At 67.4% G+C, this 24,826-nt stretch carries 25 protein-coding genes and 1 riboswitch; of the genes, 20 read left to right on the plus strand and 5 right to left on the minus strand.

Annotation, left to right across the window (positions count from 1 at the left end; all coding sequences use genetic code 11):
* Positions 1-647 precede the first annotated feature (647 nt).
* Positions 648-1,118, plus strand: a complete 471-nt coding sequence (locus HMPREF2826_RS01900) for a SixA phosphatase family protein (RefSeq protein ID WP_070638712.1) — start codon at positions 648-650, stop codon at positions 1,116-1,118.
* 175 nt (positions 1,119-1,293) lie between these two features.
* Here the strand turns inward: HMPREF2826_RS01900 and HMPREF2826_RS01905 are convergent, their stop codons facing one another.
* Positions 1,294-2,619, minus strand: a complete 1,326-nt coding sequence (locus HMPREF2826_RS01905) for an LCP family protein (RefSeq protein WP_083307175.1) — start codon at positions 2,617-2,619, stop codon at positions 1,294-1,296.
* Between the two features lie 329 nt (positions 2,620-2,948).
* Here HMPREF2826_RS01905 and HMPREF2826_RS01910 point away from each other — a divergent pair, with 329 nt between their 5' ends.
* From HMPREF2826_RS01910 to HMPREF2826_RS01965, 12 genes are all read left to right on the plus strand, one after another.
* Positions 2,949-3,983 carry a LacI family DNA-binding transcriptional regulator gene (locus tag HMPREF2826_RS01910; RefSeq protein WP_070638715.1) on the plus strand — a complete coding sequence of 345 codons (1,035 nt, stop codon included), beginning with the start codon at positions 2,949-2,951 and terminating at the stop codon, positions 3,981-3,983.
* Between the two features lie 106 nt (positions 3,984-4,089).
* Positions 4,090-5,421, plus strand: a complete 1,332-nt coding sequence (locus HMPREF2826_RS01915) for an ABC transporter substrate-binding protein (RefSeq protein ID WP_070638717.1) — start codon at positions 4,090-4,092, stop codon at positions 5,419-5,421.
* Between the two features lie 84 nt (positions 5,422-5,505).
* Positions 5,506-6,381 (plus strand): carbohydrate ABC transporter permease, encoded by an 876-nt coding sequence (locus HMPREF2826_RS01920; protein WP_070638719.1) that lies wholly within the window; start codon positions 5,506-5,508, stop codon positions 6,379-6,381.
* Entirely contained in the window at positions 6,381-7,247 is an 867-nt protein-coding gene (locus tag HMPREF2826_RS01925) for a carbohydrate ABC transporter permease (RefSeq protein WP_083307176.1), read from the plus strand. The genes HMPREF2826_RS01920 and HMPREF2826_RS01925 overlap by 1 nt, the downstream gene beginning before the upstream one ends.
* 2 nt (positions 7,248-7,249) lie before the next feature.
* The gene (gene malQ, locus HMPREF2826_RS01930) at positions 7,250-8,728 is read left to right on the plus strand and encodes a 4-alpha-glucanotransferase (protein WP_070638721.1); all 1,479 of its coding nucleotides are present in this window, start codon (positions 7,250-7,252) and stop codon (positions 8,726-8,728) included.
* Positions 8,729-8,738: 10 nt separating this feature from the next.
* Entirely contained in the window at positions 8,739-9,923 is a 1,185-nt protein-coding gene (locus tag HMPREF2826_RS01935; RefSeq protein WP_070638723.1) for an ABC transporter ATP-binding protein, read from the plus strand.
* A 152-nt stretch (positions 9,924-10,075) separates the two neighbouring features.
* Positions 10,076-10,170, plus strand: a riboswitch (glycine riboswitch).
* A 158-nt stretch (positions 10,171-10,328) separates the two neighbouring features.
* Positions 10,329-11,414: a glycine cleavage system aminomethyltransferase GcvT gene (gene gcvT / locus HMPREF2826_RS01940; protein ID WP_070638725.1), complete on the plus strand. Its 1,086-nt coding sequence runs from the start codon at positions 10,329-10,331 to the stop codon at positions 11,412-11,414.
* 76 nt (positions 11,415-11,490) lie between these two features.
* Positions 11,491-11,877 carry a glycine cleavage system protein GcvH gene (gene gcvH / locus HMPREF2826_RS01945; protein WP_070638727.1) on the plus strand — a complete coding sequence of 129 codons (387 nt, stop codon included), beginning with the start codon at positions 11,491-11,493 and terminating at the stop codon, positions 11,875-11,877.
* A 2-nt stretch (positions 11,878-11,879) separates the two neighbouring features.
* Complete coding sequence (gene gcvPA / locus HMPREF2826_RS01950) at positions 11,880-13,214, plus strand: aminomethyl-transferring glycine dehydrogenase subunit GcvPA (protein WP_070638729.1); 1,335 nt, start codon at positions 11,880-11,882, stop codon at positions 13,212-13,214.
* Positions 13,211-14,752, plus strand: a complete 1,542-nt coding sequence (gcvPB, locus tag HMPREF2826_RS01955) for an aminomethyl-transferring glycine dehydrogenase subunit GcvPB (protein WP_210388950.1) — start codon at positions 13,211-13,213, stop codon at positions 14,750-14,752. The genes gcvPA and gcvPB overlap by 4 nt, the downstream gene beginning before the upstream one ends.
* A complete protein-coding gene (locus HMPREF2826_RS01960; RefSeq protein WP_070638731.1) occupies positions 14,749-15,801 on the plus strand; it encodes a lipoate--protein ligase in 1,053 nt (350 codons plus the stop codon). Before gcvPB ends, HMPREF2826_RS01960 begins: the two co-directional genes overlap by 4 nt.
* A 31-nt stretch (positions 15,802-15,832) precedes the next feature.
* Entirely contained in the window at positions 15,833-17,245 is a 1,413-nt protein-coding gene (locus HMPREF2826_RS01965) for a dihydrolipoyl dehydrogenase family protein (RefSeq protein WP_070638733.1), read from the plus strand.
* On the opposite strand, the gene HMPREF2826_RS01970 is transcribed toward HMPREF2826_RS01965, so the two are convergent.
* On the minus strand, positions 17,242-17,631 hold the full coding sequence (locus HMPREF2826_RS01970) for a thioesterase family protein (protein WP_070638735.1): 390 nt from the start codon (positions 17,629-17,631) through the stop codon (positions 17,242-17,244). The genes HMPREF2826_RS01965 and HMPREF2826_RS01970 overlap by 4 nt on opposite strands.
* Positions 17,632-17,791: 160 nt before the next feature.
* Between HMPREF2826_RS01970 and msrA the strand changes: the two genes are divergently transcribed.
* Genes msrA through HMPREF2826_RS08980 form a run of 4 tightly spaced genes read left to right on the plus strand, consistent with a single transcriptional unit; the run spans position 17,792 to position 20,095 of the window.
* Entirely contained in the window at positions 17,792-18,355 is a 564-nt protein-coding gene (msrA, locus tag HMPREF2826_RS09540; RefSeq protein WP_246824644.1) for a peptide-methionine (S)-S-oxide reductase MsrA, read from the plus strand.
* On the plus strand, positions 18,352-18,825 hold the full coding sequence (gene msrB / locus HMPREF2826_RS09545; protein WP_210388951.1) for a peptide-methionine (R)-S-oxide reductase MsrB: 474 nt from the start codon (positions 18,352-18,354) through the stop codon (positions 18,823-18,825). Before msrA ends, msrB begins: the two co-directional genes overlap by 4 nt.
* 32 nt (positions 18,826-18,857) lie before the next feature.
* Positions 18,858-19,619 carry an HAD family hydrolase gene (locus tag HMPREF2826_RS01980; protein ID WP_168163960.1) on the plus strand — a complete coding sequence of 254 codons (762 nt, stop codon included), beginning with the start codon at positions 18,858-18,860 and terminating at the stop codon, positions 19,617-19,619.
* 2 nt (positions 19,620-19,621) lie between these two features.
* Positions 19,622-20,095 (plus strand): acyl-CoA thioesterase, encoded by a 474-nt coding sequence (locus HMPREF2826_RS08980; protein WP_168163961.1) that lies wholly within the window; start codon positions 19,622-19,624, stop codon positions 20,093-20,095.
* 63 nt (positions 20,096-20,158) lie between these two features.
* On the opposite strand, the gene HMPREF2826_RS01990 is transcribed toward HMPREF2826_RS08980, so the two are convergent.
* Entirely contained in the window at positions 20,159-21,364 is a 1,206-nt protein-coding gene (locus HMPREF2826_RS01990; protein WP_070638739.1) for an iron-containing alcohol dehydrogenase, read from the minus strand.
* A gap of 35 nt (positions 21,365-21,399) precedes the next feature.
* Positions 21,400-21,771 (minus strand): VOC family protein, encoded by a 372-nt coding sequence (locus HMPREF2826_RS01995; protein ID WP_070638741.1) that lies wholly within the window; start codon positions 21,769-21,771, stop codon positions 21,400-21,402.
* 291 nt (positions 21,772-22,062) lie between these two features.
* Between HMPREF2826_RS01995 and HMPREF2826_RS02000 the strand changes: the two genes are divergently transcribed.
* The 3 genes from HMPREF2826_RS02000 (at position 22,063) to rbr (ending at position 23,629) form a co-directional block, all read left to right on the plus strand.
* Positions 22,063-22,488, plus strand: a complete 426-nt coding sequence (locus HMPREF2826_RS02000) for a Fur family transcriptional regulator (RefSeq protein ID WP_070638742.1) — start codon at positions 22,063-22,065, stop codon at positions 22,486-22,488.
* Positions 22,489-22,620: 132 nt separating this feature from the next.
* Entirely contained in the window at positions 22,621-23,004 is a 384-nt protein-coding gene (locus tag HMPREF2826_RS02005; protein ID WP_058270080.1) for a desulfoferrodoxin, read from the plus strand.
* A 79-nt stretch (positions 23,005-23,083) separates the two neighbouring features.
* Positions 23,084-23,629 (plus strand): rubrerythrin, encoded by a 546-nt coding sequence (gene rbr / locus HMPREF2826_RS02010; RefSeq protein ID WP_058270081.1) that lies wholly within the window; start codon positions 23,084-23,086, stop codon positions 23,627-23,629.
* A 138-nt stretch (positions 23,630-23,767) separates the two neighbouring features.
* Here the strand turns inward: rbr and HMPREF2826_RS02015 are convergent, their stop codons facing one another.
* Positions 23,768-24,796, minus strand: a complete 1,029-nt coding sequence (locus HMPREF2826_RS02015) for a Gfo/Idh/MocA family protein (protein ID WP_070638744.1) — start codon at positions 24,794-24,796, stop codon at positions 23,768-23,770.
* Between the last annotated feature and the right edge of the window lie 30 nt (positions 24,797-24,826).

Genomic DNA, 24,826 nt, shown 5'->3' on the forward strand with positions numbered 1-24,826 from the left:
CCTGGCGCTGGGGGCATCCCCATAGGTTAGCGGGTGCCGCGCGTGGGTTCCTATAGGTTCCCATAGGCTCGCGGACGCCACGCGCGGATTCCAATAGGTTTGAGAGTCCCGCGCGCGGATTCCAATAGGTTTGAGGGCGGCACGCGCGGATTCCTATAGGTTTGAGGGCCTCTCCCGTGCAGAGCTATAGGCTTGAGGAAAAAGGAGAATTCCTACCTGGGCAAACGCCGCGACGATTCCTCAAACCTATAGGTCTGTCTCCTCCGGCCTCTCAAACCTATAGGTGCGCGGTGTCGCCGCCCTCAAACGTATAGGTGCGACTCGTCGCGGCTCTCAAACGAATAGGTGTGGCACGATGCTGCCCTCAAACCTATAGACGCCCGCCGCCGCGGCCCTCAAACGTATAGGTGCGGCAGGTCGCCGCCCTCAGGCCCAGAAGACGGCCCGCGCGTCGCGCGCTGCGGCCTCCACCCATGTTGCGCGTCGCCGGCGTCAACGACCTGTTGGTGCGCAACGGCTAGGCGGGGCATGGCTGAGCGGCCGTCATCGGTTGCCGACGACCTCCGCGTCCGCCGGCCTGCGTCGGGGCGTACCTGGTACGATGTGCGCACGTCAAGTTCGCGGGCATGTCCATGATGGGAGGCACCATGGTCCAAACGCTGGTGTTGGTACGCCATGGGGACGCCGAGCGGCGGGGTCCCGAAGGCGACCGAAGCCGCCGGCTGACGCCGGGCGGTCTTGAGACGCTGCAAAAGACGTATCCTCGGGCGTTCGCGCCCCTGCGTGGGGTGGCGGGTCTTGAGCTCTGGTCAAGCCCCGCCGTGCGTGCGCTGCAGACCGCCGAGGTCGTCGCCGACGCCCTCGGCGTCGACCGTGCCGACATACGCCAGATACCTTGCCTCTACGATCAGGATGACCGCGCGTTTCTCGACGAGCTGGAGGCGTGTCCCGCTCAGACGCTCGTGGCGGTGGGGCACGTGCCCTTCATGAGGGACCTTGCCGCTCGCCTGGCCCAGGCGAGCGGGCCCTTCCCAAAGGGGCAGGTCATGGCCGTCTCCTGGGACGAGGGCCGGCCGTGGCCGTGCGGCGGGCGCGTCCTATGGACCGTGACGCCCTGACGCGAGCCTGCGCGCAAGGGGAGTCCTCATTCTCGCGTCACGAGGCATTCGCGCCACGAGACATCCGCGCCACGAGGTAGCGGCGCCCGTCCGTGCCTGGCGGCCGCCGCCCGCGTCCAGCCACCCCGCGCCTGCGCCTGACGGGCCACCCCTGGCCTGGCGAGTCCCCGTCGCGCTATCCCTTGCGTCGAGGCGCCCGCGAGCCGGCGCTCGTGCCGGCCCCCTCCTGCAGCCCGTTCGCCACGGTCGAGGGGTCGCCTCCCGCATCGACGGTGGCCATCAGCGCCATCGTCGCGTCCTCGTCGGCTATCACGTAGCTCACGCTACCGATGACGGCCGTGGATGACGGAATGCTCGCCGACCAGATCGTGGGCGACTGGAGCGACATGCGCAGCAGCAGGGGTATGAGGTCATAGCAGTGATAGGTCGTCGAGAGGGTGCCTCCCAGCGCGTTCGCCGCGGCGGGCATGAGCGTGGGGTTGGCGCGCAGCTTCTGCACGATTGCCTGCATGAGCAGGCGCTGGTCCGCCTGACGCTGATAGTCGCCCAGGGCAAAGCCATGGCGGACGCGTGAGAACAGCGTCGCGGTGGCACCGTCCATCTCGTGGGTGCCCGCAGGGAGCACCAGGCCGGTATAGTCGGGGTCGTTGACGTCCACGGGCACGTTGACCGTCACGCCGCCGATGGCGTCGATGAGCGAGGACAGGCCGTCGAAGTCAATGACCGCCACCTGGCTCACCCGGATGCCCAACAGGTCCTCCACGGCGGCGACTTCGCCCGAGACGCCCCCAAACGCGTAGGCGGCGTTGATCTTCTGGGTGCCGTGACCGGGGACTTCGACCTTGGTGTCACGGGGCACGGACACGAGCGTGACCTTGTTGGCGATGGGGTCGACGCGGGCGACCATGATGGTGTCGGTGCGGGAGGAGTCGCCGTCCTCGCGGCGGTCAGAGCCCAGAAGCAGCGCATAGTAGGGCGTCACGGGCGTGCTCGGCGAGAGCATCCCCGAAAGCGCCCGGCTGTCTTCGTCCCCTAAGGCGATCTTGCGGTCGATGGGGGAGAGCAGCACGACATAGGCGACGATCGCCGCCGCCATCAGCCCCAACAGGACGAGCAGGACGATGCGCCCTGGACGCCGTTTCCGGGACGGCTTGCCGGCCGCCGCGCCAACGCGCTGCGCGGCCTGTGCGCCCCTCGCAGGCCTATGCACCATCTTCCGCTCGCCCGCGTCGCCCAAGCGCGCCTCGACGCCCCGTCGGACGCTCTTGGCGGCGCTTCGCGCCTCGTGCCTGCTGCGGTTGGCCCCAACGTAGCGGGCGGGGTCGCTGTACGGCGAGCCGTCCGCCTCGCCGCGCGCGTGGGGGGCGGCCTGCGCCTCTGCCTGACGTTGGCGTCGAACCAAAGGAACGTTTGCGGGAGCGCCCGCGCCGTGCCTGCTGAACCTGCTTCCCTGCTGGAAGGACCCTTTGGGATGCTGGGGTCGCATTTCGTCGTCAGTCATGTCACTCCATGGTGCGCTTGGTCAGGTCTGGCGCTCCCTAGCCTACCATGAACGGTTCATGGAGCCGTCACCGACGCCGCGACCCTCAAGGAACCACACGCCGAAAGTCACGCGTCACGCTCGGCGGCGTTTTCGCCCTCGAACGCGAGAAACCCGTCCCATCGCACGTTCGCGCCCGAAAAGCGCACGCTCGCGGAAAGCGGACGCCTGTCTCGACGGGACCGTGACGGCTTGTTCGTATACTGCGGATAAGGAATTGGAAACGTTTCCGGGAACGTTGCCAGAATCGTTTTCAGCACATGTTCGCGCTGAGCTGAGAGGGGGAGGGCATGACGATCAAGGATGTCGCGGCGTACTGCGGCGTGTCAATCAGCACGGTCTCGCGCGTCATGAACGACCATCCCGACGTCTCGCAGGCCGTGCGCGAGAGGGTGCTCGACGCGGTCGAGCGTCTTGGGTACGTTCCCAACCGGACGGCGCAGGACCTGGTGCGTCCCCAGGAGGATTGTGTGGGCGTGGTGGTCCGCGGCATGGGCAACCCCTTCTACGCCCCCATCATCCTCGCCATCGAGCACGCCTGCCGCGAGCGGGACTATACGATGCTCACCCACTTCATCAGCGAGCAGGACGACGAGGTCGCCCTTGGCGCGGAGTTCGCCAACGCGAAGCGCGTCAAGGGACTCATCTTCCTTGGCGGCCACTTTGACTACGGCAGGCGCGAACAGGCGCTCATCCGCCTGCCCTTCGTCTGCTGCACCTACACCAACCAGTTTGGACATCTGGACGAGATAGCCTACTCCTCAGTCTCCATCGACGACGTGACTGAGGCGATGCGCGCCGTGCGCCTCCTCACCGAGCTCGGTCATCGCAAGGTCGCCATTCTTCTGGGCTCGCCCACGGACCAGTCCATCAGCGAGCTGCGCTATCAGGGCTACGCGAACGCCCTGGCCTCCGTCGGCGTCTCCGTTGACCCCGCGCTCGTGTGCGAGGTCTCCTCGTTCTCCATGGCCGACGCCTACCGGGCCGTGAGCGGTCTCCTCGAGGCCCGCCCGGACGTGACGGCGGTGTTCTCGGTCTCGGACGCCATGGCGATGGCCGCCATCAAGGCTCTCGCAGACCGGGGCCTCAGGGTCCCCGCCGACGTGTCGGTCATCGGCATCGACGGCATCGAGTCGTCAATCTACACCATTCCCACGCTGACGACGCTCGTCCAGCCCAAGGAGGAGCTGGGCGCGTGGGCGGTGAGCGTGCTCGTGGACCAGATCGAGGGCAGGGAGGCGGCGGGACATCGCATCCTCACGGCCGACCTGCGCGCGGGCGGCTCCATCGGCCCGGTCAGGGCGAGCTCGGCCCGGGACGGCTGATGACGCGCCTTCAGGGTGTGCAGGGGGCAGGCAGGCGATTCCGCATCAACGGGATGCGTGAGAAGCATATCGACAGGACAAGAAGGGCACGACGAGAGGAGCGACAATGAGCGTCAACGGATGGAAGCTTTCGAGGAGGTCGTTTGTGGGCGGCGCCGGCCTGGCCGTTGCCGCGGGGCTTGCCGCCTGCAGCTCGGGAACCTCGAGCTCGGGCGGATCAACCTCAGGGTCAGACCGTGCGGGCAACGTGTACTGGCTCAACTTCAAGCCCGAGCTTGATGCCACCCTGCAGAAGCTTGCCGGGACCTATATGGAGAAGTACCCCAACGTCAAGGTGAAGGTCACGACGGCGGCGGCGGGCACGTATGAGCAGACCCTGACCTCCGAGATGGACAAGTCCGACGCCCCCACGCTCTTCGTCATCGGCAACACCGCCGGGGTCAAGGAGTGGGGCGACTTCGCGATGGACCTCAAGGACAGCGACATCGCCAAGCTCCTGAGCACCGAGGACTACAACCTCTCCGATGACGCGGGCAAGCTCGTCTCCATCCCGTACTGCTATGAGTGCTTCGGCATCGCCGTCAACACCGACCTCATCGAGAAGGCCGGTCACAAGCTGGATGAGATCAAGGACTTCGCCTCGCTCAAGGCGGTCGTCGAGGACCTGCACGCCAAGGCGGCCGAGAACGGCTTCGACGCCTTCGTCGCCACCGACATGGACGACTCCTCGAGCTGGCGCGTGACCGGCCATCTCACGAACCTCATGTTCTTCTACGAGGCGCGCGACGACGGCGGCTGGGAGGAGGCCCCCGCCACCATCAAGGGTACCTACGTCCCCAACTACCGGAAGCTCTACGACCTCGCCATCAACAACGGCACCGTGGAGCCCAGCGCGCTCGCGACGGGCGGTCATGACCCCCTGACGCAGTTCACGAGCGGCAAGGCCGCGTTCTTCCTCACGGGCTCGTTCGGTTATGCCGACGTCAAGGACAAGGTCACGAACACGGCCTGCATCCCGTACTACTGCGGCGTCCAGGGCGAGGAGAAGGCCGGCCTCAACTGCGGCACCGAGAACTGCTGGGCCATCAACGACAACGCCTCCGACGAGGACAAGAAGGCGACCATGGACTTCATGGTCTGGCTCGTCTCCGACGCCGACGCCGCGCAGGCCATGGTGGACGGCCTGGGCATCCTTCCCTACAAGAACGCCCCCGCCAGCGCGAACGTGTATCTCGCGAACGCCCAGAGCTACGCGGACGCCGGCAACTACAACCTCGACTGGGACTTCAACTACACGCCCAATGTCGAGCAGTACCGTGCGAACCTCGTCTCCGCGCTCAACGCCTACAACGCCGCTCCCTCCGACGCCAGCTGGGAGGGCGTCAAGACCGCCATCGTCGATGGGTGGGCGACGCAGTACAAGGCCGCCAACGCCTAGGGTCCCGCGCGTCCGACGCGCATGACAGTCGCGGCGGGGGTTGGGAGGGTGCTCCTGGCCCCCGCGCGCCGAGGAAGTGATGACATGAGCACCAAGCCAAGGAGGGAGACCTCGCGCGTTCGTGCCACCCGACGCTGGAGCTGGCTCTTCATGGGCCCCGTCGTCGCGGCCTTCTCCATTGGGTTCGTGTGGCCGTTCCTGCAGGGAATCTACCTCTCGTTCTGCAGCTTCAAGACCACGAGCAACGCCAAGCTCATCGGCCTCTCCAACTATGCCTCCGCGCTGGCGGACCCGAGCTTCCAGTACTCGTTCTGGTACACGGCGGCGACGGCCCTCATCAGCCTGGTGCTCATCAACGTCGTCGCGTTCGCCGTCGCCTACGTGCTGACGCAGTCGGTGAGGGGGTCCAACCTCTTTCGCACGGTGTTCTTCATGCCCAACCTCATCGGCGGCATCGTTCTGGGCTACATCTGGTCGATGATCTTCGACGGCATCCTCCAGGCGTACGGGACGTCCATCCTGCTTGACACGACCCTCGGGTTCTGGGGCCTGATCATTCTCATGTGCTGGCAGCAGATCGGCTACATGATGATCATCTACATCGCCGGCATCCAGGCCGTTTCCGAGGACATGATCGAGGCGGCCCGCATCGACGGCGCATCGAACCTGCAGACGCTCTTCAAGGTCATCATCCCCAACGTGATGCCCTCGATTACGATCTGCACGTTCCTCTCGCTCACCAACGGATTCAAGCTCTTTGACCAGAACCTGGCGCTCACGGGCGGGCAGCCCTTCAAGTCCACCGAGATGCTGGCGCTCAACATCTTCAACACGTTCTACACGTCGGGTGCCGCGAGCCGCGGCACTGCCCAGGCCAAGGCGGTCGTCTTCTTCCTGCTCGTGGCGGGACTGGGCCTGGCGCAGCTCGCCTACACCCGCAAGAGGGAGGTGCAGCAGTGATGGCAGGTTCAAACTCCACCGCGCTCAAGGGGGAGAGGCGCACGCAGCGGCTCCTCTCCGCGCTGTTGGCCGTCGTGTGCGTCATCTGGGTGCTTCCCGTGATCTCCGTCATCGTCAACGCGTTCAAGCTCAACACCTACGTGAAGACCGAGACCTTCGCCCTTCCCACCGCGGAAAGCTTCGCGGGGCTCTCCAACTTCGTCACGGGCATGACCTTCGGCAACTACCCGTTCTGGAAGTGCATCGCCTACAGCTCGCTCATCACCATCGCCTCCACCGCCCTCATCCTGCTGTTCTGCTCGATGGCGGCCTGGTACATCGCGCGCGTCGACTCGCTGTTCTGCAAGGTCGTCTACTTCCTGTGCATCTTCTCGATGGTCGTGCCGTTCCAGATGGTCATGTTCACGCTCTCGAAGACGGCGGACATGCTCAGGCTCAACACGCCGATCACCATTCCCATCGTCTACCTGGGCTTTGGCGCGGGCCTTGCCATCTTCATGTTCGTGGGCTTCGTGAAGTCCATCCCGCTCGAGATCGAGGAGGCGGCGGCGATCGACGGTTGCGGCCCCCTGCGCACCTTCTTCCTCGTCGTCCTGCCCATGCTCAGGCCCACGCTCATCTCGGTGGGCATCCTCGAGATCATGTGGGTGTGGAACGACTATCTCCTACCGTACCTCGTGCTCGACATCAACACCTACCGTACGATTCCCATCCACATCCAGTACCTCAAGGGCAGCTATGGCACCGTTGATCTCGGCGCGACCATGGCCCTCGTGCTGCTGGCCATCATCCCCGTCGTCGTCTTCTACCTCTGCGCGCAGAAGTACATCATCAAGGGCGTCGCCGCCGGGGCTGTGAAGGGGTAGGCATGAGACGGTCGAGTGGGGTGCTGCTCCCCCTGTCCTCCCTGCCCTCGCCGTATGGCATCGGGTCCTGCGGAAGGGAGGCGCGCGAGTTCGTCGACTTTCTCGCCCGTGCGGGTCAGAGCTGGTGGCAGCTTCTGCCCGTGGGACCCACGAGCTTTGGCGACTCCCCCTACCAGAGCCCCTCGAGCTTTGCCGGCAACCCGTACTTCATCGACCTCGACGAGCTCGTCGTCCGCGGCGTGCTGAAAAGGCGCGAGGTCGAGGCCGTAAGATGGGGCGCCGACGCGTCGAGCGTGGACTACGCCGCCCTGTACGAGCGCAGACTGCCCCTGCTCAGGACCGCCTTCGAGCGCTCCCGAGGCGAGGACGTGCGAGAGGTGGATGCGTTCGCGCGCGCGAACGCATCCTGGCTGGCAGACTACGCGCTCTTCATGGCCCTCAAGCGACACTTTGGCATGGTCTCCTGGACACAGTGGCCCAACGAGGCGCTGCGCCTGCGCGACGAGGGGGAGCTCGACCGCTGGCGCGAGCGGCTCGAGGACGACGTCGCGTTCCACTGCTGGCTCCAGTGGCTGTTCCTCGCGCAGTGGCAGGCGCTGCGCGCCTACGCCCAGGTGCGCGGCGTGGGCATCATCGGCGACGTCCCCGTGTACGTCGCCCTCGACTCCGCCGACGTGTGGGCCTCTCCCGAGGTCTTCCAGCTGGATAAGGACAAGCGGCCCGTCGCCGTCGCCGGCGTGCCGCCCGACTACTTCAACGCCGAGGGCCAGCTCTGGGGAAACCCCCTTTACGACTACAAGGCCATGGCTCAGGACGGCTTTGCGTGGTGGGTGCGGCGGATGGGCGGCGCGGCGCGCCTCTTTGACGTCGTGCGCATAGACCACTTCCGTGGGTTCGAGAGCTACTGGCGCGTGCCGGCCGGCGCGGCCACCGCGCGTGGAGGCACGTGGGAAAAGGGGCCGGGGATGGCGCTCGTCGGCAGGCTCATCCAGGCGTACCCCGAGGTCAGCTTCATCGCCGAGGACCTGGGCTATCCGTCTCGTCAGGTGGAGCAGCTGCTGGCGGACTCCGGGCTGCCTGGCATGAAGCTCCTCGAGATGGCGTTTGACGCCCGCGACGAGAGCGACTACCTGCCCCATCGCTACGAGCGCAACAGCGTCTGCTATGTAGGCACCCACGATAACGCGCCCATCATGGGATGGCGCGACGAGGCCGACCCCGCAGACGTGCAGAAGGCCGTCGACTACCTGGGCATCGGACCGAACGAGGGCTTCAACTGGGGCGTCATCCGCGGCGGCATGGGCAGCGTCGCCGACCTCTTCGTGGCGCAGATGCAGGACCTCCTGGGACTCGGCAGCGAGACCAGGACGAACACGCCGGGCACGCTCGGCGTCAACTGGCGCTGGCGCCTCCGCGCGGACCAGCTCACCGACGAGCTCGCGGACCGCCTGGCCACCATGACCCGGATGTACGGACGATAAGGAGCGAACCATGGCAGAGGTAACTCTCAGGCACATTCAGAAGGTCTATCCCAACGCCGAGCGCGGCAGCAAGGCGCGCAAGGGCAAGGGCCGATTGGCCACCAACCTCAAGGTCACCGACGAGGGCGTCGTCGCCGTCGATGACTTCAACCTCGACATCGCCGATCGAGAGTTCGTCGTGCTCGTGGGTCCGTCGGGCTGCGGCAAATCGACCACGCTCAGGATGGTCGCGGGACTCGAGGAGATCTCGGGAGGCGAGCTCTCCATCGACGGCAGGCCCATGAACGACGTCCCCGCCAAGGACCGCGACATCGCCATGGTCTTCCAGAGCTACGCGCTCTACCCCCACATGTCCGTCTACGACAACCTGGCGTTTCCCCTCAAGCTGCGCAAGCTCCCCGCGAGCGAGATCGACGAGAAGGTGCGCGAGGCGGCGCAGATCCTGGGAATCACCGAGTATCTCCACCGCAAGCCGAAGGCGCTCTCGGGCGGGCAGCGCCAACGCGTCGCCATCGGGCGTGCCATCGTGCGCAACCCCAAGGTGCTGCTCATGGACGAGCCCCTCTCGAACCTTGACGCGAAGCTGCGCAACCAGATGCGCGCCGAGCTCATAAAGCTGCGGCAGAGCATCAACACGACCTTCATCTACGTGACGCACGACCAGACGGAGGCCATGACCCTGGGCGACCGCATCGTCATCATGAAGGACGGCGTCGTGCAGCAGGTGGGGACACCCCAGGAGGTCTTCGATCGGCCCCAGAACATCTTCGTGGCCGGCTTCATCGGCGTGCCGCAGATGAACTTCTTCGATGCCACGCTCTCGGTCAAGGCGGGGAGGGTCTCGCTCGCCGCCCCTGGGTACGACGCCGTGGTGCCCGCCGACGTGGCGAGCCGCATCGAGGGCAACGGCGGCGCCGACGGCCAGGACGTCACGGTGGGCGTCCGTCCTGAGCAGCTCGTCATCAGCAAGAGTGGCGAGGCGGGGGCCCTCTCGGGCTTCGTCGAGGTCACTGAGCTCATGGGATCGACCGTTCACGTCCACGCCACGACGGAGCTGGGCCCCTTCGTCCTCGTCGTTCCGACCGTGGACCTGGGAGGCGCCAGCTACCTTCCGGGAACCCCCCTGAGCTTCAGGTGCGCGCCCGGCGCCCTTCATGTGTTCGACCGCGCGACGGGGGAGAGCCTCACGCGCTAGTCGCGCACATGGTCGCAGCTCGAGGGGGCGCGTCCCGGGACGCGCCCCCTTGCGTCCTGCCGCGCGCGCCTGCCGTTCGCCCGCCACGTCGGCAATCCGGCGCCCTGGGGCCGGCCGACTTGCTAGCATGGACGCACAAGCGCATAGCTCGGATGACGGGGTCGGGAGAGGTCGTCGCGCGGTCGGTTGCGCGGACGAGGCCGAAGGGGAGGCAGAAACTCTCAGGCAAAAGGACCGATCCTCGACGAGAACCCGGAAAGGCACCGACACCGAAGAAGCAATCCCGGCGTGGCCCTCGCGGCGCGCGCGAGAGAATCTTTCAGGTCAAAGACGGGAGCATGGACGCCAGGGCGGCCCTCGGGACGCCAGGCGCCCATACCGCTCGCCCGCTTTGGAAGGCTGCCCATGGACCTGAAGACGCCCCTGTACGAGACCCACGTGAGGGAGGGCGGCAGCATCGTGCCCTTCGCGGGGTACCTTCTCCCCGTGCAGTATCCCGACGGCATCCTCGCCGAGCACGAGGCCGTGCGCGCGGCCTGCGGGCTCTTTGACGTGTCGCACATGGGCGAGCTGCTGCTGAGCGGCCCAGGGTCCCTTGCCAGCGTCAACCACCTTGTCTCCAGCGACTGCACGAGCCTGCGGCCCGGACGCATGCGCTACGGCGTCCTCATGAACGAGCGGGGCGGCTGCGTGGACGACCTCATCGTCCACTGCCTGGGACCGGATGAGTACCTCCTGGTCGTCAACGCCGCCAACCGGGCCAAGGACCTCGCCCACGTCCGCGCGAACGTCCTTGCGAACACGGAGGTGCGCGACCTCTCGGACGACGTCTGCCAGCTTGCCCTGCAGGGTCCCCTGTCCCGGGAGGTCATGGCGGACGTCGCCGACGTCTCCCAGCTGCCCGGGCGCTATTACTCGTTTTGTCGTCACGTGCGCCTCGCCGGCGTTGACTGCCTGGTGTCCCGGTCCGGTTACACGGGCGAGCTTGGCTATGAGATCTACGCCGAGGCGTGCCAGGCCTCCCGGCTGTGGGAGGCGCTGCGCGTCGCGGGCAGGGACCGAGGCCTCGTTCCCTGCGGCCTGGGCGCCCGTGACACCCTGCGCCTTGAGGCGGGCATGCCCCTGTACGGCCACGAGATAGACGAGGACGTCTCTCCTCTCGAGGCGGGGCTCTCGTTTGCCGTCAAGCTGGACAAGGAGGAGTTCATCGGTCGCGAGGCGCTCATCGCCGCCGGCACGCCCGCTCGCGAGCGCGTGGGTCTGCGCGTGACGGGCCGCGGCATCGCGCGCGAGGGTCAGGACGTCTTCTTGGGCGACCGACGCATCGGTCGCACCACGTCGGGCACCTTTGCGCCGCATCTTCGGCAGGCCGTCGCCATGGCCCTGGTGAGGCGGGGCGTCGTCAGGCCGGGCGACGCGGTGGAGGTGGACGTTCGCGGCAGGCGCCTCGCCTGTGAGGTCGTGACCCTGCCCTTCTATCACCGGGACTAGCGTTAGCACCAACGACGCCCGCCACGACGCGTGACGGGCGTGAGGACGGCATCACACGCAGAAAGGACCTCTCATCATGGCACAGACACCCCAGGACCTGCGCTACGTCAGCTCGCACGAGTGGCTCAGGGACGAGGGCGACGGCACCCATGCCATCGGCCTCACGGACTTCGCCCAGCGAAGGCTCGGCGACATCGTCTTCATCAACCTGCCCCAGGAGGGAGACGAGCTGGTGGCCGGCACGCCCTTCTGCGACGTGGAGTCGGTCAAGGCCGTCTCCGACGTCTTTGCCCCCGTCTCGGGCCGCGTCGTCATGGTCAACGAGGGGCTTGCCGACGACCCCGGGGCCATCAACGAGGACCCCTACGGCGCCTGGATCTGCCGCGTGAGCGACGTGTGCGACGTCGACGGTCTCATGGACGCCGCATCCTACGACAGCTACTGCGCGACGGCGAAGGAGTAGGCATGGCAGGCTACGTCCCCGTCACGCGCGGCGAGCGAAAGGAGATGCTCGACTATCTGGGCATCTCCTCCGTTGACGAGCTCTTTTCGTCAATACCCCCCGAGGTGCCCCGCACCGAGATTGACCTGCCCCGGGGCGTCTGCGAGCTTGAGGCGCTACGGGACATGACGGGGCTTTCTAAGAGGAATCGGCGCTTTGACCAGGTCTTCAGGGGTGCCGGCGCCTATCGTCACTACATTCCCTCCATCGTCGATGCCGTCAGCTCAAAGGAGTCGCTCGTCACCACCTACACGCCCTATCAGGCCGAGATCAGCCAGGGCGTGCTGCAGTCCATCTTTGAGTACCAGACGCAGGTCTGCGAGCTTACGGGCATGGACGTGTCCAACGCCTCCGTGTATGACGGCGCCTCTGCGGCGGCCGAGGCCCTGCTCATGTGCGTGGGGCGCACGCGGACGTCCGTCGTTCTCTCCGGGACGACCGACCCCCAGGTCGTCGATGTCGTGCGCAGCTACTGCGCGAGCAGGGGCGTGCGCGTGGAGGTGGTGGCGCCCCTTGCCGACCTCTCGAGCGACGTCGAGGCGCTACGCCGCGCCCTCGGCGCCGACACCGCCGCGCTCTACGTGCAGAGCCCCAACTATTACGGCGTCATCGAGGACATGGACGAGCTGGTCGGGCTCGCCCACGACGCGGGGGCCAAGATGGTGATGGGCTTCAACCCCATCGCTCTGGGCATCCTGCGCTCGCCCGGCGAGCTGGGCTGCGACGTGGCCGTGGGGGAGGGCCAGCCCCTGGGTCTTCCGCTGGGCTTTGGAGGTCCGTATCTGGGCATCATGGCCGCCACGGGCAAGCTCATGCGCAAGCTGCCGGGGCGCATCGTGGGCCAGACGACGGACGCGCGGGGACGTCGCGCCTTCGTGCTGACGCTACAAGCTCGCGAGCAGCACATACGTCGCGAGAAGGCCTCGTCGAACATCTGCTCGAACGAGGCGCTCTGCGCCCTGCGCGCCTCCGCGTACCTTGCGTCTTTGGGGCCGGAAGGCCTGGCACGGGTGGCTCAGGGCTGCGCCGCCCACGCGCATTACCTCGCGGAGCGCCTCGCCGGCCTCACCGGCTTCACGCGAGTGGGCGAGCGCCCCTTCTTCCATGAGTTCGTGACCACGAGCCCCCTGCCGCCGACGGAGCTCGAGGGGCTGCTCGCGGACAGGGGCATCCTCGGCGGCCTGCCCGTGCGGCTGCCTGCGGGAGGCGAGGGGCTGCTGTGGTGCTGCACCGAGCTGAATGCCAAGGGTGACATCGACGCGCTCGTGCGCGTCCTCAGGGAGGTGGCGTCCCGATGACCGAGAAGGACCCGACCGCGACCAAGGCGGTCGAGCGCGAGGAGCCGCAGGCGGCAAAGGCCATGGAGCTCCTGTTCGAGCGGAGCGTCCCCGGACGCGGCTGTGACCTCGTGCCGCCGCCGGACGTGCCTGCCGTCGACTTTGGTGAGGAGCTGCTGCGCAAGCGGCCCCCGCGCCTTCCCGAGCTGAGCGAGGTCGACCTCAGCAGGCACTACTCCAAGCTCGCCCGCCATGCCCATGGGGTCAACGACGGCCCCTATCCGCTGGGTTCCTGCACGATGAAGTACAACCCCAGCGTCAACGAGAGGGTTGCCGCCCTGCCCGGCTTCGCCGACCTGCATCCCCTGCAGCCCCTGAGTAGCGTCCAGGGCGCGCTCGCCGTCCTGCACGAGCTCGAGACCCTTCTGACGCGGATCTGCGGGATGGACCGTGCCACCTTCCAGCCGGCCGCCGGCGCGCAGGGCGAGTACACGGGCCTCCTGCTCATCCGGGCCTGTCTCGCGGCGCGCGGCCAGGCGGGCAGGACCAAGGTCATCGTGCCCGACTCCGCCCACGGCACCAACCCGGCCTCGGCGACGATGGCGGGCTTTGCCGTGGTGAGCGTCGGCTCGACCGCGGAGGGAGGGGTCAAGCTCGATGAGCTGCGCGCCGCCCTTGGCCCCGACACGGCGGCGCTCATGCTCACCAACCCCAACACCCTGGGCCTCTTTGACCCCAACATCGTCGAGATCTGCCGCCTGGTCCATGACGCGGGCGCCTTCTGCTATTACGACGGCGCCAACCTCAACGCCATCATGGGACAGGTCCGTCCGGGCGACATGGGGTTTGACTGCATGCATGTGAACCTGCATAAGACCTTTTCGACCCCGCACGGCGGCGGAGGGCCCGGGTCGGGCCCGGTGCTCTGCAAGGAGTTCCTCGCCGAGTTTCTCCCGGGGCCCGTGGTGCGGGAGCAGACGGCACAAGACGGCAGCGTGCGCCTTGGGCTTGCCACCCCGGCGAAGAGCGTGGGAAGGGTGCGCAGCTTCTACGGCAACTTCCTCACCTGTGTGAGGGCGCTCACCTACCTCAAGCGCCTGGGGGCCGAGGGCGTCTGCGAGGCCTCCGCGCAGGCCGTCCTCAATGCCAACTACCTCGCGAAGCGGCTCTCGGCCGCCTTTGACCTGCCCTTTGGTCAGCGTTGCATGCACGAGTTCGTGATGAGCCTCGCCCCGCTCAAGGAGCGCACGGGCGTCACGGCGATGGACGTGGCCAAGCGCCTCCTGGACTTTGGCATCCATCCGCCCACCATGTACTTTCCCCTCATCGTTCACGAGGCGCTCATGGTGGAGCCCACCGAGACGGAGGACAAGAAGAGCCTGGATCATGTCGCCGACGTGCTTCTGGACATCGCCCGGGAGGCCCAGGAGCCGGGCGGGCGGCTCCACGAGGCCCCCTTTGGATGCTTCGTCGGCAGGCCTGACGAGGTGACGGCCGCCCGCCATCCCCTGCTGCGCCACGAGGCGTCGCCGTCACGCCCAGAAAAGACTCGGGCATGATCGGCCAGCTTGCCTGCCTGGTGACGAGTGACACCGATCCCTACCTCAACCTCGCCCGCGAGGAGCTGCTCCTGCGTCGCGTGCGGAGGGGCCAGTGCATTCTCTATCTGTGGCAGAACGAGCGCACCGTGGTGATCGGTCGCAACCAGAGCGCTCATGACGAGTGTGACGTGGAGGCGCTCGAGGCGGACGGCGGGCATCTGGCCCGTCGCCTCTCGGGCGGCGGCGCCGTCTATCACGACCTTGGCAATCTCAACTTCACCTTTCTTGTTCCCACGGAGGACTTTGACGTGGCGCGACAGAGCGAGGTCATCTTGCGTGCGGTTCGCGCCGTGGGCGTCAGTGCCGAGCGCTCCGGTCGCAACGACCTCGTCGCCTGCGGCCGAAAGTTTTCCGGGAACGCCTTCTACCACAGCGGGGGAAGCTGCGCCACGGGTGTGAGCTACCATCACGGCACGCTCATGGTGGACGTGGACCCCGTCCCGCTCGTCCGCTACCTGCGCCCCTCGCCGCTCAAGCTTGCCGCCAAGGGCGTCGCGTCCGTTCGCTCCCGCGTTGTCAACCTGCGCGAGCTGGCGGGCGGTCTCACGACAAGCGCCCTCGAAGACGCGCTCGTCGAGGCGTTCGGGGAGGTCTACGGATGGCCCGTGACATCCCTGGCCCCCGACGCCCTCTCCGTCGCCGAGCTCGAGCGCCGGCGCCGTCGCCTTGCCGACGACGCCTGGCTCTTCAAGACGGAGGGCCGCCTCCGACGTCCGCGGCTGCCGCTGAGCGGTGCCAGGCGCTTTGGGTGGGGAACGGCGCTCATGGGCCTGGAGCTGCGTGACGGGTGCATCACCGCCTGCGAGCTCTGGTCCGACGGGCTTGACGCCGACGTGCTCGAGCGGGTGCCCCCCGCTCTCAGGGGCTGCGCGCTCGAAGCGCGCGCGCTCAAGGCGCGCCTGACGGGCGCCGCCGGCGCGCATGAGCCCCTGGCGCGTGATCTCGTGGTCCTCGCCTGCCAGACGGCTGCCGGCGAGCGGTGCCAAAACGGCGCCCAAAACGCATGAGAAGGACGGTCGCGACGAAGGGATGATACCCATGGGACGGGAGCGTGTGGACGTCATCGTCATCGGCGGGGGGCCGGGAGGCTACACCGCCGCCCTCGACCTTGCACGCAGGGGAAAATCCGTCCTGCTGCTGGAGCGAGACGAGCTGGGGGGCACCTGCCTCAATCGGGGCTGCGTCCCCACCAAGGCGCTCATAGACGCCGCACAGGCGTTCGCGGCCGCGCGCGGAGGGACGGACGGGACCGTGATCTGCGAGGGCGTGCGCTTTGACGCTAGACGTGCCCACGAGCGCGCCGCCGAGGTCGTGGGCACGCTCCGCGCGGGCGTCGCACGGCTTCTCGCCGACAATGGGGTGCAGGTGCTCGATCATAGCCCGGCACGGGTCGTCGCCGCAGACGATGACGGCGGCACCGTGGCGTCAGGCGGCGAGCTGCTGAGGGCGCGCGACGTCGTGATCGCCACGGGCTGCGTGCCCCAGACCCTCCCCGTGCCGGGCGCCATGCTGCCCGGCGTGCTCAGCTCCGACGACGTCCTGGCGGGCGCCGCCGCGAGCGCCTCCTCGATCGCGATCGTGGGAGGCGGCGTCATCGGCGTCGAGATGGCCCATGCGTTCTCGCTGACGGGGCGGTCGGTGACCGTCGTCGAGGCGCTCGACCGGGTGCTGCCGACCTTCGACCGCGAGGTCTCGCAGCGCGTCGCCGCCCAGCTCAAGCGTCAGGGCGTCATTGTCCACGTCAAGGCGCGGGTGTCCGCCATGGCGGGAGCCCCCGGCTCCATGGAGCTGGCCTTCACGGACCGGAGCGACAGCGAGCAGCTCTGCCGCGCGGCGGTGATTCTCGTCGCCACCGGGCGACGCCCGGCGACGGGCGAGATCTTCGCCCCGTCCGTCGCGCCGCGGCTCGAACGGGGCTGGCTGGTCTGCGACGGGGACGGGCGCACGAGCCTGCCCCATCTGTGGGCGCTGGGCGACGTGCGGGTGGGGACGCCCCAGCTCGCTCATGTCGCGCAGGCCCAGGGACGCAACGTCGCAGCCGCCATCTGCGGGCAGCCGCCCGTCGTGGACGAGGGGACGGTGCCCGCGTGCGTGTACCTCTCGCCCGAGGTGGCGAGCGTCGGCCTCGACGTGGCCACGGCGCGGGCGCGGGGACTGGACGTCGTCAGCTCCAAGCGGCCCACGGGCGGCAACGCGCGCTGTGCGATCGCGGGAGGCGGACCCGGCTATGTGAGGCTCTGCGTCGAGCGCTCCTCTCGCCGCCTCGTGGGCGCCCAGCTCGTGTGCCCCAGGGCGACCGACCTGGTGGCGGAGCTCACCCTCGCCGTGCGCCTGGGCCTCTCGGTGGACGAGCTCGCGCGGACGATTCATCCGCATCCCACGCTGAGCGAGATGGTCATGGGCGCCGCGACGGACCTCTGCGCCGTGCGACCGGCAAGGGCAGGCGACTAGGCGTCCGCGCGACCGGCGGCCTTGGCCAAGAAGCGCTCGGCGTCCACGATGACGCGCTCGTGTGTGCCGCGCGCCACGAGGCCTGCGTCGTCATGGGCCTCAAAGGCAAACATGAGCCTGCGCCCCTCCACGGCCATGAGCGTCGTGGCGCAGCTGACGGTCATGCCCAGGGGCGTCGGTGCCAGATGCTCGAGGACGAGCTTGGTGCCGACGCTGCTCTGGCCCTCGTCAAGCTCCGTCGCCACGCTGCGCCATGCCGCCTCTTCGACGAGGGCCGCGAGTTTGGGGGTGGCGAGGACGTCAAGCTCGCCGCTTCCGATCGCCCGGGCGCTCGCCGGCGCGTTGACCGTAGCCTGTGACAAGCCGTTGATGCCACTCTTGAGCATGGTCTCCTCCTGGGGTCGCTGTGAGTCTCTCGCTGTGGGCCCACCCATTTTATAAGATGGTCTTTCCGGGCGACGAGGGGCACGGGCAGGCGGCGGGCGCTCGGCGCGGCTCGGGTTCGCCCCTGTGCGAAATAGCCTGCGCCGCCCGGGGAATAAGGTCTTGAGCACGAGCGCGTCCTCGGCCTCGGCGGCCGACGTGACGACGGCGAGGAAGGGGGCGTCCATGGGCGCGACGCGGGACATCTATCTGGCGGGCGGCTGCTTCTGGGGCATCGACGAGTACTTCTCGCGCATGCCCGGGGTGACGGCCACGCAGTGCGGCTACGCCAACGGGCCGAAGGGGCGCCCGAGCTACGAGGACGTCTGCGCGGGCTCCGGCCACGTCGAGACGGTGCGCGTGAGCTATGACCCTCGCCAGGTGGGCCTTGACGTGTTGGTGCGTCAACTGTTCAAGGTCATCGACCCAACATCACGCAATCGCCAGGGCAACGACCGCGGGGTGCAGTATCGCACGGGTGTCTACTATACGGACCCCGCCGACCTGCCCGTCCTTGAGGCCGCCTTCGAACGCGAGCGTCAGTGTCTGACGGCGCCCCTCGTCACCGAGCTGGCGCCTCTCGCGTCGTTCTTCCCTGCGGAGGAGTATCACCAGGACTACCTCAAGAAGCATCCCGGCGGCTATTGCCACGTCAACCTCTCGAGCCTGAGGGAGGTGGGGGTATGAGCGCGGGCGATGCGGGACGCTACCGGCGCCCCAGTGACGAGGACATCCGCGCGTGCCTCTCCCCGCTGCAGTTTGAGGTCACGCAGCACGCGGCAACCGAGCGTCCCTTCACGGGCGCCTACGACCGGTGCTTTGAGCCAGGCATCTACGTGGACGTGGTGAGCGGGGAGCCGCTCTTCTCGTCAGCCGACAAGTTTGACGCCGGCTGTGGCTGGCCCGCCTTCGCGCGCGCCATAGCGGACGACGCCGTGAGCGAGCGGCGGGATGGCAGCTTTGGGATGAGTCGGGTCGAGGTGCTGAGCCGCCTGGGCCAGAGTCATCTGGGCCACGTCTTTGATGACGGCCCGCGAGAGCGAGGCGGGCTGCGCTACTGCATCAACAGCGCCTCGCTGCGCTTCGTGCCCCTGGACCGCATGGACGAGGAGGGGTATGGTTCTCTCAAGGACCAGGTGACGAGACCCCCGCGCTGAGGGGTCGCATATGCGAGGGAGAGGGGATGCACATGCTCGGCATCGCCTTTGACATCGACGACACCCTCTATGACCTCGCGGACCCATATCGCACGGCGTTGCGGGACTGCTTCGGGCCCCTGCCGGGCGTCTCCGCCAGCGAGCTCTTCGCCGCCAACCTCCGCCACTTTGACGAGACGTATGAGCGCGCCAGGGCCGGCGAGCTGGCGATGGATGACATGTTCGCCCATCGCCAGCTGTCCGCCTTTGCCGAGCAGGGAATGAGCATCTCGCTCGAGGAGGCCCTCTCGTTCCAGCGTGTCTACCGCGATCTGCAGTGTCGCATCTCGCTCACGCCCCTCATGCGGGGGCTGCTCGACGACCTCGCGCACGCGGGGGCACGCCTGGGCGTCGTGTCAAACGGCTACAGCGACAACCAGTGGCGCAAGGTGCGGACCCTGGGCCTGACGCAGTGGTTTGCTCCCGAGGTGATCGTGGTCTCCGAGGATGTGGGCGTCGCCAAGCCCGACCGACGCATCTTTGACATGGCGGCGGGCCGCATGGGGACAGACCCCTCGACGTCCTGGTTCGTCGGGGACGCGGCGCGCAACGACGTTGACGGCGCGGCCTCGGCCGGATGGAGGACCATCTGGTTCGACCGGGGGCGTGGGGCCGGGGAGCCGTCCCGTCGCGCCGCCGACCTGAGAGTGGGAAGCGAGGAGGAGCTGGCCCGTGTCGTCAGGGGGCTCCTGGGCCGCGACTGCGGTCCGAACGCGCAGGCCCGAACCGCGCCCGGCGCCATCAAGGAGGCCTGACCATGCTGCTTTCGCGTAACGTCGCCGGCCCGCACGCCTCACGGGAGGCGCCTCGGCCGGTCCAGCCGCTCGTCACGCATCGCTTCGTGGCGACGGGCGAGCTCAATCACCATGGCACGCTCTTTGGGACCGTCATGGCCCAATGGTTCGTCGAGGCCGCATTCCTCTGTGCGGTCGACACGGTGGGCGACAGCGACAGCGTCGTGTTCGTGCGTCTGCACGATATGGACTTCGTCACCCCAGTCCATCTGGGAGAGACCCTGCGCTTTGAGGCCGTGCCCCTCGTCGCGGGGACCACGAGCCTGACCGTCCATGCGCGCGCCCGGGTGGGGGAGCGTCCCGTCACGCGAGGCTTCGTGACCTTCGTGCACGTGGATGGACAGGGGCGGCCCCTGCCCCATGGCCTGCGCCTTGAGCCCTCAAGCGACGAGGAGCGCTCTCTGGTGCGCGAGGTCCAAAGCTATCTGGGGGCCTGACGCGCACGGGGACCTGCACCTGCCGCCCCGTGCGCGTCGTCGCCCCCTGAGCGCCGAGTGCCCCTAGAAGGCCGACTCGTAGATCGCTCGCGCGTCCTCCAAGGTCAGCGGCATGAACTCGCCGAAGCGCTCCCCCTTGTTCTGTCGGAGCGTCACGAGCCAGGTGCGCACGTCCTCGGGGGTCACGTCGAGGTCTCCCAGGGTGCGCGGCATGCCGAGGCTCACGAAGAAGCGCTGCAGCTCGTCAATCGCGAAGGTGACGGCGTCGGCGACGGCCTCGTCCGTCTCGTCCACGGGCTCCACGTCAAAGACTCCCTTGGCAAAGTCCAGGAAGCGCCCTGGGTTTGCGTGCCAGACGTGACGCATCCAGGCGGGCAGGATGACGGCAAGCCCGGCGCCATGGGTCACCTGGGGGGAATGGGCCGAGATCTCGTGCTCGAGGCCGTGGCTCTCCCAGCCGCCGGCCCGACGCTCGGGCGACCGGTCCCTGCCGCAGCCGCAGAGGTCGTTATGGGCCAGCGTGCCCACCCACATGACGGCGGCGCGTGCGTCGTAATTCGTAGGGTCGTCCCTCACGACGGTCGCGGCGTCCATGACGGAGCGAATCAGGCTCTCGCAGATGCCGTCGGTGACGGGAACCGCCCCCACGGCGCCAAAGTAGCGCTCGCAGATGTGGCAGATCATGTCGGTCACGCCGGCCGCGGTCTGGTACTGCGGAAGCGTGAAGGTGAGCTCGGGATCCATGATGGCCAGCCTCGGGCGGAAGACGTCCCCGGAGACGCCCTTCTTGAGGCTAAGGGCGTCGTTGCTGATGACGCAGGACGCGGAAGCCTCCGAGCCTGCGGCGGGGATGGTGAGCACGACGGCGAGCGGCAGGCAGGCACCCATCTTTGCGGCGCCGCTGAAGAAGTCCCACACGTCTCCGTCATAGGGGACGCCAAACGCTATGGCCTTGGCGCAGTCGATGACGGAGCCGCCGCCCACGGCGAGGATGAGGTCGACGTCATGGGTCCGGGCGAGCTCGATGCCCGTACGCACCAGCCCGACCTCCGGGTTGGGACGCACGCCGTCAAGCTCGACGGTCTCGACGCCCTCCGCACTGAGGGACGACATGACCCGCTGAAGGGTCCCGGTGCGGCGCACGGACCCGCCGCCGTAGACCAAAAGGACGCGCTTGGCGCCCAGGGCGGCCACCTCGGCGCCGGTGCGGTCAACGAAGCCCCGGCCAAACACGAAGCGCGTGGGGGAGCAGAAGACGAAGTCGTTCATGGCTGTCCTTTCGACGAGGATGTGAGGACGGGCGGCTAGTCTCGCGGGGGAAGGATCTCGATCCAACAGCCGTCGGGGTCGGCGATGAAGTAGAGGCCCATGGAGGGGTTCTCGTGCACGATGCAGCCCATGGACTCGTGCAATGCGTGGGCTGCCTCGTAGTCGTCCACCTCAAAGGCGATGTGCGTGTCGCCGCCGCCGTTGTCGTACGGCTCAGTGCGTCCGCGGTTCCAGGTGATCTCGATCTGGAAGGGGGACGTCTCGCTCTCAAGGAACGTGATGGCCCACGAGCCGTCCTCGGGGCCCTTCTCGCGCACCACGCGCATACCCAGCGCCCTCTCGTAAAACGCTATGGTCTTCTGCTTGTCGAGGGAATGCGTGCAGTGATGCAGGAACGTGAACTTCATGCGGGCCTCCTTGTCGGTGGGTGCAAGACGTGTCGTGCTCCTGAAAAAGACGTGTTGGACTCCTGAAAAAGATGATACCCAACGGCGCCGCTCGTTCCTCCCGAGCGCGATGCGTGCTCCGGCTAGGGGCAAGGCGGCAGGTGTGCTCGCGGGCTCCATGAGCTGCCGGCCTCAATGGGCCGTGTGGGTCTAGAGGGCCGCCAGTCCCAAGGCACAATCGTCACGAGGCGCGGAAAGGTCTTGACATAATCAATAATAATTACTACTATTTAGAAGAGGAGAGGGGATGAGATGCCAACGGAGTTGCGCTACAGTCGTCAGCGCGCCGCCATTTGGGAGTGGATTCGCGACAGGCGGGACCACCCCACGGCCGATGAGGTCTACGTTGCCCTGAGGGAGCAGTTCCCGCACCTGAGCCTTGCCACCGTCTACCGCAACCTCATGGTCCTCTCGGACCAGGGAAAGCTCAGGCCGGTGGTCGCGGGCGACAAGGTCACGCGCTTTGACCCCAATACGGCGGAGCATCAGCACTTTCGCTGCACGCGCTGCGGGCGGGTCCTTGACGTGGAGGCTCCTGAGGTCGGTCGGGCCGTCCGCAGGCTTGACCTGGGGACCGTCGGCACCTTGACGGACTTCAGCCTGTGCCTGGAGGGCGTCTGCACCGCGTGCGCGCAGGTTTTGGAGGCGCGCGGCGAAGCCCTCGCCCCGGGTATGTGACGTGTCGCGCAGGTCGGCAGACGGCCGCGAGGGGCGCCGCAGCGTGATCGGACGTCTCGGATGACGGGTATGGTCCAAGCAAGTGCCATGAGGCGGCAGAGGGCCGTCTGGCAATAAGGGAAAGGGAACACAATGGCTGAGGCAAAGTTCTTCCGTTGTACCAAGTGCGGGAACCTGGTCTATGTCGCGCACGATGGCGGCGGCCCGCTCGTCTGCTGCGGTGAGCCCATGGAAGCGTTGAAGGCAGGCTCCACTGACGCCGCCACCGAAAAGCATGTCCCGGTGATCTCCGAGGCACCGCACGGTCACATCACCGTCAAGGTCGGCGAGGTCGAGCATCCCATGACCGAGGAGCATTACATCGAGTGGGTCTGCGTCGTCACCGACGGCCGCGCCTCGTTCAAGTTCTTCAAGCCCGGCGACAAGCCCGAGGCCACGTTCGGCGGCGTCGCGGGCGCGTCCGTCACCGCCTACGCCTACTGCAACCTGCACGGCCTCTGGAAGGCCGAGGCCTAACATCAGCATGTCTCCGCCGGCCGCCCGGTCGCGCGGAGGGGAGAGAGAGTGGTATCCAAACTAGGGAAGGGAAACGTTCATGGCAGTCGATTTCGCAAGCTCACAGACGAAGAAGAACCTCGAGGCCGCCTTTGCCGGCGAGTCTCAGGCCACCAACAAGTACTCGTACTACGCCAGCAAGGCCAAGAAGGAGGGCTACGTCCAGATCTCCGACATCTTCACGGAGACCTCGGGCAACGAGCGCGAGCATGCCAAGCTCTGGTTCAAGTACCTCCACGACGGCGACGTCCCCGACACCCTGACCAACATCAAGGATGCCGCCGCCGGCGAGAACTATGAGTGGACCGACATGTACAAGGGCTTTGCCGAGACCGCCGAGCAGGAGGGCTTCAAGGAGATCGCCGCCAAGTTCCGCATGGTCGGCGACATCGAGAAGCACCATGAGGAACGCTACAACAAGCTCGCCGAGCGCGTCGAGAAGGGCGAGGTCTTCGCTCGTCCGGGCGTCAAGGTCTGGAAGTGCATCAACTGCGGCCACCTGCACGTCGGCCCCGAGGCTCCCGCGGTCTGCCCGGTCTGCAAGCACCCACAGGCGTTCTTTGAGGAGCAGGGCCTGAACTACTAGCCCGCCTTTGACGTCCCGCGCCGCGCTGCGGGGCCATGTTGGCAGCGACGCCCGTCACCATCTGGTGGCGGGCGTCTCTCATGGCGCGGTGGTGACGACGTTCCCGCATGGCAGGCACGTTGGTCGAGCCGTACGAAATCAGCGGGAGGAGACCCCCTGCGTCAGGTTCCGCTCCTCCGGGTAGAGAAAGCCCCACTCATGGCGCAGGCGCGTCATGACGTCCATCACGTCGGCCGACGTCTCGATCTGCCGCCGCGCCGCGACGTCGCCGGCCACCGCCGCCTCAAGGTCCGCCATCGCGTAGCTCAGGGCGTTCTCCCGCCTGCCGGCCTGCACCCGCTCGCGCTCGCCCGTCTCGGTCCAGACAACGTCCGCCGCGTCCGCACGGGGATACTCCATGATCTCCACGTAAGCCTTGTCGGCGCTGATGACGGCTCGCTTGGGCTGCTTTGAGTGAAGGGACAGCGATAGCACGACGAGCTGCCCCTCGGCGTTGCGCATCAGGATGCCGTCAGTCTCGTCCACGCCCGTCGGCGCGGGGTTCATGAGGGAGGCAAGCTCGTGGGGCGAGCTCTGCAGGAAGAGTCGTGCGAGCGTTATCGCGTAGACGCCGATGTCCAGCAGCGCGCCGCCGGCAAGCTTGGGGTTAAAGAAGCGGTTTTCCATGTCGTATGCCTTGTAGCTGCCAAAGTTCCCCTGGATGAGGTTGACGCGCCCAAAGTCGCCCGCCGCCGCACGGCGCGTCAGCTCCTTGTAGAGGGGCATGTGGAGGATGGTGCAGGCGTCCATGAGGACGACGCCCGCACGTTTAGCAAGCTCGCGAGCCTCGGCGAGCTCGTCCGCGTTGAGCGTGATCGACTTCTCGCACAGGACGTGCTTGCAGGCGGCCAGGGCGTTGCGCAGGTAGGTGATGTGGGTGTTGTGCGGCGTCGTCAGGTACACGGCGTCCACGTCCGTGTCCGCGAGCAGCTCGTCGGCCGTCGCATAGACCTTGCCGACGCCGTAGCGCTCCGCAAAGGCGACAGCCTTCGCATGGGTCCTGTTGGCGACTGCGTCAATCGAGCGGCCCTCGCGCTCGAGCGTCTGCGCCATCTCGTTGGCGATGACGCCGCAGCCGATGACGCCCCATCTTAGACGGGGTGACGATGCGTGTGCGTTCGTAGTCATGGCATGTCTTTCGGTGGGAGTGCCGTCAGA

It is taken from the genome of Olsenella sp. HMSC062G07, assembly GCF_001811895.1.
Classification (GTDB): Bacteria; Actinomycetota; Coriobacteriia; order Coriobacteriales; family Atopobiaceae; genus Olsenella_F; species Olsenella_F massiliensis.

What these genes read in the sequence shown, in the direction of transcription:
- HMPREF2826_RS01900 (WP_070638712.1), top strand. Translation starts at nt 648, where the DNA reads ATGGTCCAAACGCTGGTGTTGGTACGCCATGGGGACGCCGAGCGGCGG.
- HMPREF2826_RS01905 (WP_083307175.1), bottom strand. Translation starts at nt 2,619, where the DNA reads ATGACTGACGACGAAATGCGACCCCAGCATCCCAAAGGGTCCTTCCAG.
- HMPREF2826_RS01910 (WP_070638715.1), top strand. Translation starts at nt 2,949, where the DNA reads ATGACGATCAAGGATGTCGCGGCGTACTGCGGCGTGTCAATCAGCACG.
- HMPREF2826_RS01915 (WP_070638717.1), top strand. Translation starts at nt 4,090, where the DNA reads ATGAGCGTCAACGGATGGAAGCTTTCGAGGAGGTCGTTTGTGGGCGGC.
- HMPREF2826_RS01920 (WP_070638719.1), top strand. Translation starts at nt 5,506, where the DNA reads ATGAGCACCAAGCCAAGGAGGGAGACCTCGCGCGTTCGTGCCACCCGA.
- HMPREF2826_RS01925 (WP_083307176.1), top strand. Translation starts at nt 6,381, where the DNA reads ATGGCAGGTTCAAACTCCACCGCGCTCAAGGGGGAGAGGCGCACGCAG.
- malQ (WP_070638721.1), top strand. Translation starts at nt 7,250, where the DNA reads ATGAGACGGTCGAGTGGGGTGCTGCTCCCCCTGTCCTCCCTGCCCTCG.
- HMPREF2826_RS01935 (WP_070638723.1), top strand. Translation starts at nt 8,739, where the DNA reads ATGGCAGAGGTAACTCTCAGGCACATTCAGAAGGTCTATCCCAACGCC.
- gcvT (WP_070638725.1), top strand. Translation starts at nt 10,329, where the DNA reads ATGGACCTGAAGACGCCCCTGTACGAGACCCACGTGAGGGAGGGCGGC.
- gcvH (WP_070638727.1), top strand. Translation starts at nt 11,491, where the DNA reads ATGGCACAGACACCCCAGGACCTGCGCTACGTCAGCTCGCACGAGTGG.
- gcvPA (WP_070638729.1), top strand. Translation starts at nt 11,880, where the DNA reads ATGGCAGGCTACGTCCCCGTCACGCGCGGCGAGCGAAAGGAGATGCTC.
- gcvPB (WP_210388950.1), top strand. Translation starts at nt 13,211, where the DNA reads ATGACCGAGAAGGACCCGACCGCGACCAAGGCGGTCGAGCGCGAGGAG.
- HMPREF2826_RS01960 (WP_070638731.1), top strand. Translation starts at nt 14,749, where the DNA reads ATGATCGGCCAGCTTGCCTGCCTGGTGACGAGTGACACCGATCCCTAC.
- HMPREF2826_RS01965 (WP_070638733.1), top strand. Translation starts at nt 15,833, where the DNA reads ATGGGACGGGAGCGTGTGGACGTCATCGTCATCGGCGGGGGGCCGGGA.
- HMPREF2826_RS01970 (WP_070638735.1), bottom strand. Translation starts at nt 17,631, where the DNA reads ATGCTCAAGAGTGGCATCAACGGCTTGTCACAGGCTACGGTCAACGCG.
- msrB (WP_210388951.1), top strand. Translation starts at nt 18,352, where the DNA reads ATGAGCGCGGGCGATGCGGGACGCTACCGGCGCCCCAGTGACGAGGAC.
- HMPREF2826_RS01980 (WP_168163960.1), top strand. Translation starts at nt 18,858, where the DNA reads ATGCTCGGCATCGCCTTTGACATCGACGACACCCTCTATGACCTCGCG.
- HMPREF2826_RS08980 (WP_168163961.1), top strand. Translation starts at nt 19,622, where the DNA reads ATGCTGCTTTCGCGTAACGTCGCCGGCCCGCACGCCTCACGGGAGGCG.
- HMPREF2826_RS01990 (WP_070638739.1), bottom strand. Translation starts at nt 21,364, where the DNA reads ATGAACGACTTCGTCTTCTGCTCCCCCACGCGCTTCGTGTTTGGCCGG.
- HMPREF2826_RS01995 (WP_070638741.1), bottom strand. Translation starts at nt 21,771, where the DNA reads ATGAAGTTCACGTTCCTGCATCACTGCACGCATTCCCTCGACAAGCAG.
- HMPREF2826_RS02000 (WP_070638742.1), top strand. Translation starts at nt 22,063, where the DNA reads ATGCCAACGGAGTTGCGCTACAGTCGTCAGCGCGCCGCCATTTGGGAG.
- HMPREF2826_RS02005 (WP_058270080.1), top strand. Translation starts at nt 22,621, where the DNA reads ATGGCTGAGGCAAAGTTCTTCCGTTGTACCAAGTGCGGGAACCTGGTC.
- rbr (WP_058270081.1), top strand. Translation starts at nt 23,084, where the DNA reads ATGGCAGTCGATTTCGCAAGCTCACAGACGAAGAAGAACCTCGAGGCC.
- HMPREF2826_RS02015 (WP_070638744.1), bottom strand. Translation starts at nt 24,796, where the DNA reads ATGACTACGAACGCACACGCATCGTCACCCCGTCTAAGATGGGGCGTC.